This is a genomic window from Candidatus Woesearchaeota archaeon (assembly GCA_027858315.1).
GTDB lineage: Archaea > Nanobdellota > Nanobdellia > Woesearchaeales > UBA583 > UBA583.
Map to the genome: position 1 here is coordinate 1 of JAQICV010000017.1, position 9067 is coordinate 9067.

Annotated in this window: 8 protein-coding genes; 7 read left to right on the forward strand and 1 reads right to left on the reverse strand. The window is 29.2% G+C overall.

Annotation, left to right across the window (positions count from 1 at the left end):
• The first annotated feature begins 324 nt into the window (after positions 1–324).
• The 6 genes from PF569_01130 (at position 325) to PF569_01155 (ending at position 6705) form a co-directional block, all read left to right on the forward strand.
• Positions 325–1629, forward strand: coding sequence for a UDP-glucose/GDP-mannose dehydrogenase family protein (locus PF569_01130; protein MDA3854830.1), 1305 nt, complete (start codon positions 325–327; stop codon positions 1627–1629).
• A 1-nt stretch (position 1630) separates the two neighbouring features.
• Positions 1631–2596, forward strand: coding sequence for a GDP-mannose 4,6-dehydratase (locus PF569_01135; protein MDA3854831.1), 966 nt, complete (start codon positions 1631–1633; stop codon positions 2594–2596).
• 140 nt (positions 2597–2736) lie between these two features.
• A complete protein-coding gene (locus PF569_01140) occupies positions 2737–5769 on the forward strand; it encodes a hypothetical protein (GenBank protein MDA3854832.1) in 3033 nt (1010 codons plus the stop codon).
• Positions 5770–5833: 64 nt separating this feature from the next.
• Positions 5834–6055, forward strand: a complete 222-nt coding sequence (locus PF569_01145; protein ID MDA3854833.1) for a hypothetical protein — start codon at positions 5834–5836, stop codon at positions 6053–6055.
• The gene (locus tag PF569_01150) at positions 6056–6310 is read left to right on the forward strand and encodes a type II toxin-antitoxin system RelE/ParE family toxin (GenBank protein MDA3854834.1); all 255 of its coding nucleotides are present in this window, start codon (positions 6056–6058) and stop codon (positions 6308–6310) included. It begins immediately after the preceding gene.
• A 65-nt stretch (positions 6311–6375) separates the two neighbouring features.
• Positions 6376–6705: a hypothetical protein gene (locus PF569_01155; protein MDA3854835.1), complete on the forward strand. Its 330-nt coding sequence runs from the start codon at positions 6376–6378 to the stop codon at positions 6703–6705.
• 2 nt (positions 6706–6707) lie between these two features.
• On the opposite strand, the gene PF569_01160 is transcribed toward PF569_01155, so the two are convergent.
• A complete protein-coding gene (locus tag PF569_01160; protein ID MDA3854836.1) occupies positions 6708–6845 on the reverse strand; it encodes a hypothetical protein in 138 nt (45 codons plus the stop codon).
• 651 nt (positions 6846–7496) lie between these two features.
• Here PF569_01160 and PF569_01165 point away from each other — a divergent pair.
• Positions 7497–9067, forward strand: a 1571-nt coding sequence (locus PF569_01165) for a hypothetical protein (GenBank protein MDA3854837.1), incomplete at its 3' end; no start/stop codon positions are given.

The window sequence follows — 9067 nt, forward strand, 5'->3', positions numbered from 1 at the left end:
ATTATATATAATATTGAAGAAAAATATAATACAAAAGTAAAAAAAAATTATTTTTCAGCAGAAGAGTATCATGAAACTAGTGGAGGTATTTTGTAAAATAGAAATAATTTTTTTATTAATTTTCTCTTTATATATGTCTGATTACTTCTAGTTGTAAGTGAATTTTTAAACAATACAAAACAAAATTATTCTTCTTATTTTTTAGTTTATGTCAATTTAATTTGATAATTGATTTTATAAGTCTAGGATGAGATGAGAAACATAATATAATTGATTTTACATAAAAGTTGTAATATATGTTAAATCATTTCAAATTCATAAAAAATGGTAAAGATAACTATAGTCGGAACAGGATATGTTGGCCTTGTTACAGGGACATGTTTAGCAGAAGTAGGTCATGAAGTAATTTGTGCAGATATTGATGAAAATAAAATTATAATGCTCAATAAAGGTGAAATTCCGATTTATGAACCCGGATTAAAAGAATTGGTTAACAAAAATGTAGAAAAAGGGAGATTACAGTTTACTACATATATTGACAAAGCAATTCAAGAATCTGATGTAATATTTAGTGCAGTTGGAACTCCTCCTGATGAAGACCATAAAGCTGATTTACAATATGTGAAAGCAGTAGCAACAATATTTGCAAAAAATTTAAATAAATATAAGGTATTTGTAAATAAATCAACTGTGCCTGTTGGAACTGGAGACATGGTAAAAAGAACAATATCTTCTATAACTAATACAGAGTTTGATGTAGTATCTAATCCTGAATTTTTAAGAGAAGGGGCAGCAGTAAAAGATTTTTTAAATCCGGATAGGATAGTCTTAGGTTGTGAATCTGAACATGCAAAAGAGGTAATGGGTGCAGTATATAGACCTTTTGTTAGAACTCAATCTCCTATTTTATTTACGGACATTAAAAGTGCAGAATTAATTAAATATGCTGCAAACTCGATGCTTGCAACAAGAATATCTTTTATCAATGAGATTGCAAATTTTTGTGATATAGTTGGAGCAGATATAAAAGCAGTAGCAAAAGGAATAGGTCTTGATAATAGAATTGGTCCAAAATTCTTACAGGCAGGAATTGGTTATGGTGGTTCATGTTTTCCTAAAGATGTTAATGCTTTAATTGAATCAGGAAAAGAAAATAATCATGAATTTAAGATTTTGAATTCTGTTGAGGAAGTAAATAGGAATCAAAAATTAATTGTAGTAGATAAACTAAAAGAAAGGTTAGGTTCTCTTAAGGGTAAAAATATTGCGATATGGGGAATAGCATTTAAACCAAAAACTGATGATATAAGGGAAGCTCCTGCGATTTATATAATTGAGAAACTTTTATCCGAAGGAGCAAATGTTAAAGCTTCAGATTATGTTGCTAGAGATAATTTTCAAAAAGAACATGCTCATTTTGAGATAGAAATGCATGATGACCATTATGAAATTTTGGATGATGCGGACGCATTATTATTATTAACTGAATGGGATGAGTTTAGAATATTAAATCATGAAAAGTTACATGATAAAATGAGAACTAAATTAATTATAGATGGAAGAAATATATATAATCCTAAAGAAATTATAGAAAAAGGATTTGAGTATATTGGAATTGGAAGAAAATAAGATGAAACAAAAAATTATTTTAGTTACAGGATGCGCAGGATTTATAGGTTCTCATGTTGCAGAGAATCTTCTTAAGAGGGGTGATACAGTAATTGGAGTAGATGAAGTAAATGATTATTATAATCTTCGACAAAAAGAAGCTAATTTAAAAATCTTAAAAGAGTTTGACAATTTTATTTTTTATAAGCAAGATTTAGCAGATTTTGAAGAGTTAAAAAAAGTATTTGATAATCATAGTCCAGAATATGTTGCGCACCTTGGAGCAAGAGCTGGAGTTAGACCATCAATTGAGAATCCTTTCATATATGAACATTCAAATATTAAAGCCACTCTTAACTTGCTTGAACTTGCAAAGGATTTTAAAATTCAAAATTTCGTTTTAACATCTTCAAGTTCTGTTTATGGTAATCAAAAGAAAATTCCTTTTTCTGAAACAGATAGTGTTGATTTACCAATATCACCTTATGCTGCAACTAAAAAATCAACAGAATTATTAGGTTATACCTATCATCATTTATATGGTTTAAATGTTAATGTAATTAGACCATTTACAATATATGGGCCTAGAGGAAGGCCTGATATGGCGCCATTTATTTTTGTAAGTAAAGTGAGTAAGGGCGAGTCTATTAAAAAATTTGGAGATGGTTCAACTAAAAGAGATTATACTTTTGTTCTAGATTTTGTTAAAGGATTTATTTCTGCTCTTGATACACAATTAGGTTATGAGATTTTTAACCTTGGAAATAATACTCCTGTTGATTTAAATGAATTTATTGAAACTGTTGAGAAAGTTACGGGAAAAAAAGCAATTATAGAAAAAATAGGTATGCAACCTGGAGATGTTGAGATTACTTATGCAGATATTTCTAAGGCTAAAAAGTTGCTTGATTATGAACCAAAAACAAATATTGAAGAGGGGTTGAGAGAATTTTATAATTGGTATAGAGAATTACAAAAAATACTATAATTCTCGGAAGATATTTCATAAAATCTACAAATTTAATAGTTTGAGAAAACTTAGAACTGTAAAATTTAGATTTTTTTAAACTATCTATAAAGACTTCAATAATTAATAATATTTATAAATAGCATCCAAATAAATTTTGTATGGTTAAAAAATCTTCTGAAAAACCTAAAAAAGAAATCAAAAAAGCAACTGAAGATATTTCAGTTAATTTTGACATGAAAATGTTAAAGAAATTAATTCCCGTTTTTTTTATTTTAATTGTTATGTTTTTCGCTTTTTATGTAAGATCAGGCCCTTCAGATTTAAGAGGTCTTGAAGAGAGAGTAGAGGCGAATGTTTATACGCAAATTAGAGGTGTAATTTCTCAGCAAGTGAGTGCTCAGTATCCTAATCTTGATTCTCAATATATAGATGAGATGGTTACAAAAGAATACCAAAAAGTTCTTGATACTGGAGAATATGAGTTTCAAGGACAAAAAGTTGTGATTGCAGACATTGCAAAACAAAATTCTGAGGCAGTAAAACAATCCTTTAAAGCTGATAATGGTCAAACTTATTTGAATGCAATTGATCCTTATTACTTTTATCGTAAATCTGAGAATGTTCTTCAAACTGGAACAACTGGAGATACTGTAATTGATGGTGTAGGATATGAGAGTTTACAACTTGCTCCTAATATGAAGCCTTCAGGAGAACCTGAATTTCATGTATGGTTAGAATCTAGTTTATTTAAGATTTTTGGTGTTGCAGCTGATGCTGATGTTGGAGAGAAAACTAAAGTAATTTTTTGGATTCCAGTAATTATCTCAATGCTTGCTGCAATTCCTGTATATTTAATTATTAGAAGATTTTCAAATGATTTATTTGCACTCTTTGGAAGTCTACTTCTAGTTAGTGTCGGAACTTTTGTTTCAAGAACTGTTGCAGGTTTTGTGGATACTGATGCTTACAATATATTCTTTCCGTTACTTATCACTTTATTTGCGATACTTGCCTTTGTTTACAAGAATAGGGTTTTAACTGTTAGTTTAGCATTGATTGCAGGTTTATTTCAAGGTATGTTTATTTGGGCATGGTCTCCAGGTTGGTTTATATTTACTTTTTTAGTAATTTCTCTTCTAGGTTATGTTGGTTATTTATTATTATCAAATATAACTCAAATTAAAGGAGTTAAAGATTTTTCAGATTTAGTTTTAAATGATATTTTAGTACTAATCTCATTTGTATTATCATCTTACATTTTCACATGGATTTTCAGAGGAACTGATATATTTGTATTAACATATAGAGGTATTAGTGGTTCAGTTTCAGGTCTTGCAACAATTTCTGGAACAAATATTTGGCCTAATGTATTCTCTTCTGTTGCAGAATTGAATGCAGCACCATTTTCTCAAGTGATTAGTAGTGTTGGAGGGAAATTTATTTTTGTTATTGCTCTTTTAGGTCTTGTTTTTATGATGTTAGATTTCATTAATGAAGAGAAAATGAAAGGAATTGCAAAGAGAATTATGTATATATTTACTTTTATTTGGACTTTGCTTTTTGTAAATTCAACAATGTTTACATCTATAAGTGCAAATTCTAAGTTCTTATTTATTGCTTTAATGTTTATGCCTGTGGCTATAGCTTTAATTATGAGTTTAATTGCAGGAAATAGAGGTAATAAAATTTTTGCAGCAATTTTACTAACAGTATGGATTGCAGGAACAGTATTTATGAGTTTAATTGGTGTTAGATTCATTTTACTTCTTGCTCCTGCAACTTCAATTGCATTTGGAATTGGGTTGTACTATTTATCTAAGATTGTTAATGCATTTTTTACGGAAGAATTTAAACTTAAAGGTTATTTTCAAAATGTGTATGGTTTTGCAGCAGCATCAATTTTATTTGTTGTATTATTCATGCCTATCGCATCTAATGCTTTGTTGATTTCAGATAATAGTATTCCTAATTTTGATGATGCATGGTATCAATCAATGTATAATATTAAGGACAATTCACAAGAGGATGCAATAATAACTTCTTGGTGGGATTTTGGTCATTTCTTTGCAGCAATTGCTGAGCGTGGAGTAACTTTTGATGGAGCATCTCAAACAACTCCTCAATCGCACTGGGTAGGTAAATTACTTTTAGAAAATGATGAAGAAGTATCTCATGATATTCTAAAAATGCTTGTTTGTGGTGGTAATAATGCTTTTGATTATATCTTAGAAGTTTCTGAAGATAATACTGAGGGTGTAAAGACTAACAAATTATTATACTCTACATTTGGTAAATCTGATGAAGAGAAAATTGAACTATTTGAAAATTATAAATATTATAGTTTTACTGATGAACAAATTGAAGAAGTAATGCAAAGCTTAGCTTGTTCTAATCCTTCCGAAAATTTTGTAATCACATCTGAAGATATGGTTGGAAAAGCAGGAGTTTGGGCTCATTGGGGTTCATGGGACTTCACTAAAAAATATGTTCATGATAATTATAATAAAATGACTAATGAACAAATAGCTTTAGAACTTGATGAAGATATAGGCTTAGTTAATCAATATGTATCTGAATTAGAAGCAATTGATTCAAGAGCGCAAATTGAAAATATTAAAAGAGAAGATTTAATTAATTATTGGTTTGCAATATATCCTACTTATAGGGGAACTGGGAGCTGTGTTGAAAAAACTGATGGAATTTACTGTGGAATTGGTTTTGATACTAGAGGTAGTGTATTTGCAACATCATATCAAGGATTTGATGATTGTAGGCAAGATGAAGATTCAAATGTATTTTGTTCATTTAAAATTGAAGGGGAGAGTATTAATAGTACAAATCTGCCAATTGAGGACCCATTCAGGTCTTTAATTGTACCTTATGCAGATAGAACTCTAGGTGAAATTAAATTAAATGAATCGGGGATGTTTGATGTTGTTTTAACACAAACTAATGGTGGTTACAATTATATGTTAGTTGATGCGCCTCTAGGAGGTTCGTTATTCACAAAATTATTTTATTTAGATGGAGTTGGAATAACTAAATTTGAAAAATTTGATGATCAACAATCAACTACTGGAGTAAGAATCCTTACTTGGAAAGTAAAATGGGAAGAAGAATCTTCCTTAAGTGTTTCAGATATTAGTTTTGATATTGGTGAAGTTATTTTAGGTAATCTAACTTCTAAATAAATTTCCTTTTTTCTTTGAATTTCTAATCGAAAAGTTTATATATTATAGTATCCTATAGTATACTATGACAACAACAACAATTCAAATTAGTGATGAACTTCGAAATCTTCTTGCCAAAAGAAAATTATATGATAAAGAGACATATGAAGATGTTATTTGGGATTTAGTTGAAGATACTATGGAATTATCTAAAGAAGCCCTAAAAAATATTTCTGAAGCTGAAGCTGATATTAAATATGGGAGAGTTCATACTCATGAAGACATTAAAAAAGAACTTGGATTATAAATGAGTTACGATTTAATTTACACTGACAAGGCTAAAAAGCAGCTTAAAAAATTTGATAGAGATTTGCAAGAAAGAATTCTTAACTCATTGCAGAGATGCAGAATAAGACCTCATAGTTATGTGAAAAAATTAGTAGGTAATCCTTACTTTAGATTAAGAGTAGGAGAATTAAGAGTAATTGTTGATATTAAAGATAACAAATTACTCATTCTAGTCTTAGAAGTAGATCATCGTAAGAGAATTTATAAGAATTAATTTTTTTCTTGTAGCAAAGTCCCATAATACAAAACTATATAAATTTTATTATTTAAGATTTTTTAATGAAGTATAGTATATTCGAGATAGGTAGCTTTGAAAAAGATTTAAGAAAGCTATTAGATAATTCCGAATATAACGAATACGAAAATTTTAAAGTAAAATTAAAATCAGGAATAATTTTAGGTAAACCTTTAAGTTATGAGTTTTTTAGAGAAAAGAAAATAGGAGGTAAGCGAATTTATTTTTTAGTTTACAAGGAAATTATGATTATTCTATTTGTAAAGTCAAGTAAAAAGAGCTACCAGCAAGAAACAATTGATGAAATTAAGATATTGCTTCCAGAATTTAAACATCTTGCTTATGAAATTTACGAGAAATTAAAGAAAAAATAGTATTAACACTCTTTGTAATTGCCAGCTTTAAGTTCATTTAATGCTTGTTTGAATTCTCCTACGACATCCCATTCCACTTTTTCAAGTGCTTTTAGTCTATCATACTCTTCTTTAGGGATTGTAATCATATCTGTTGTCATACTATACCATATATTCTTTTATTTATAAATGTTTTAGTTTCTTCTTTTATGGCATTTTTTCTTAATAACAATACTCATTCTTCGTATTCTTAGACATTATGGCTTATGGTAAAGCCCTAAAGTAATAACAATACTCCTTCTTCGTATTCTTAGACATTATGGTAAAGTCATAATATATAGATATTTAAGGCTAAATTGGCCTTAAAAATCCTTTATTTCTCAAAAAACCTTGATTGTTTTGAAGGAATTTTAGATTTTTTTTACTTACAAAAATACAAGTTTTCTAACAATTCCTAACATGCTCAATAATCAAAGATTTTTGGTATCGTAGGAATGTTTCATTCATAGAAGTTATTGCTCAAAATCTCATTAAATCTCATATTTTGAGAACTAATTTAAAAAGCTTATGGTGTAAATTCGCTAAGTTTTATAAACTAAATTTGTCACTATTATAATTAGCCTAGTAAGCTGAAAGTCTCAGGACTTAACGAGTTTACTTTCACTCTGGGCAACAATGAATTGAAAATTCTAACTCTATAGTAATAATTAAAATATATATAGAGTTATTTCAATAACATAAATGTAAGTTGCTATTACAAAATTCAGGCGAAAGTTTGACAAGTTGCATATAGTGTGACATAATATATAAAAATGAATAAATTTAAAAAAGCGACAAAAAGAATTACTGCAGTTGCAGCTTCCGCTGCTATGATTAGTAGTGCTGTATTCGGTAGTTTAAGTAGTTACCCTTCAAACTTTGTTGAAGATGGTAAATTTGTAGGTTCAGTTGTAGTTGGTTCTGGTGTAGGTGCTGACGATATGACTGCAGCTCAAGCTGTGATTGAAGATTTAAAATCTGAATTCTCAGGAGATAGCGAAAAAGTAATGATTACATACAAGAGTTCCTCTGAAGGTGGAGATTCTGTTCTTGCAACAGATGATAAACAAACATTAAACTTTGGTGTTGATGGTTTTTCAACAATTAAAGAAGTTTTAGATTTAGACTCAACATCTTTATTAGATGATGCAAGTTTAGATACTGAAGATTACTCTCAAGAATTAATGATGGGTGATAATATTGAATTTAATTACAGATTATTTACTGAAGTTGATGAAGAAGAAGCAACTGATGGTTTATACTTAGGTAATGGTGCGATTTTCGCAACATATGAATTAGAATTTGATTCTGCTTTAACTGGAACAGATATTGCAGCTGATACTACTAACACAATGGTTGGTGAAGTTTTAACTATTATGGGTAATGAATTTACTGTAGTAGAGATTACTGCAGATGAAATGACTTTAATTGGTGGAGCTAACAAAGTTTCATTAGGTGAAGGAGAGACTACATCTGTTAGTGTTGATGGTAACTCATATGAAGTTAGTGTTCAATCAGTTTCTGATGATAAAGTTCTATTAACTGTTAATGGTGAAACAAAATCAGTTGATGAATTTGAAGTAGAAGACATTGGTGGCGTTTCTGTTGCTGTAACTGACTTAGTATCCTCATCAAGAGATGCTGTTAAAGGTTACGCTGAGATTGTTATCGGTGGTCAAAAAGTAGAAATTCAAGATTCAGGAGATGTAAAAATTAACGATGAAGATTTTGAAGATGTTTACTTAGATTATGAAGTAGAAGCAAATTTTGTTGGTGGAAAAACTTTAACAATTGTTTACGCAATTGATGATGAAATTCTATTACAAGAAGGAGATTACTTATCTGACTCATTATTCGGTTCATTTACTTTATCTTATGATGGTCTTAATAGTGTAGATTACTCAACATTAGAGATTTCATCTGATTCTGATTCTATTGATTTTTCAGGTAATTTATATAATGGAAACGCAATTCCTGCTGAATTCGCATTATCTGTTGATGACTCAAATGCATTAGATGTATTCCAATTAGGTGCTGAAGATGAGAGAATTTTCTTCTCAGGTTCCAAAATTGTTGGTGCTCCAGTTAACAACTTAGGTTTAACTATGGTAGGTGTTACAAACGCTTCAGATGTTTTATCATTCGATTTAAACAGTACAGCTCTTGACATTGATGATCAAATTTTCTTCACTCAAGAAACTGCTAAAGAAGATATGCACTTATACCAAATAACTTCAACTAATGATGATGCTGCTGATTCTGAAATTTCTTTTGAAGATTTAATTGGTGGTTCAGTTTTAGATAATAGAAACGCTGATGATGTTTCATCTGATTTAGAGTCTCT

Bases quoted from the DNA above. Each gene is read 5' to 3' on its own strand.
- PF569_01130 (MDA3854830.1), top strand. From the start codon at position 325: ATGGTAAAGATAACTATAGTCGGAACAGGATATGTTGGCCTTGTTACA.
- PF569_01135 (MDA3854831.1), top strand. From the start codon at position 1,631: ATGAAACAAAAAATTATTTTAGTTACAGGATGCGCAGGATTTATAGGT.
- PF569_01140 (MDA3854832.1), top strand. From the start codon at position 2,737: ATGGTTAAAAAATCTTCTGAAAAACCTAAAAAAGAAATCAAAAAAGCA.
- PF569_01145 (MDA3854833.1), top strand. From the start codon at position 5,834: ATGACAACAACAACAATTCAAATTAGTGATGAACTTCGAAATCTTCTT.
- PF569_01150 (MDA3854834.1), top strand. From the start codon at position 6,056: ATGAGTTACGATTTAATTTACACTGACAAGGCTAAAAAGCAGCTTAAA.
- PF569_01155 (MDA3854835.1), top strand. From the start codon at position 6,376: ATGAAGTATAGTATATTCGAGATAGGTAGCTTTGAAAAAGATTTAAGA.
- PF569_01160 (MDA3854836.1), bottom strand. From the start codon at position 6,845: ATGACAACAGATATGATTACAATCCCTAAAGAAGAGTATGATAGACTA.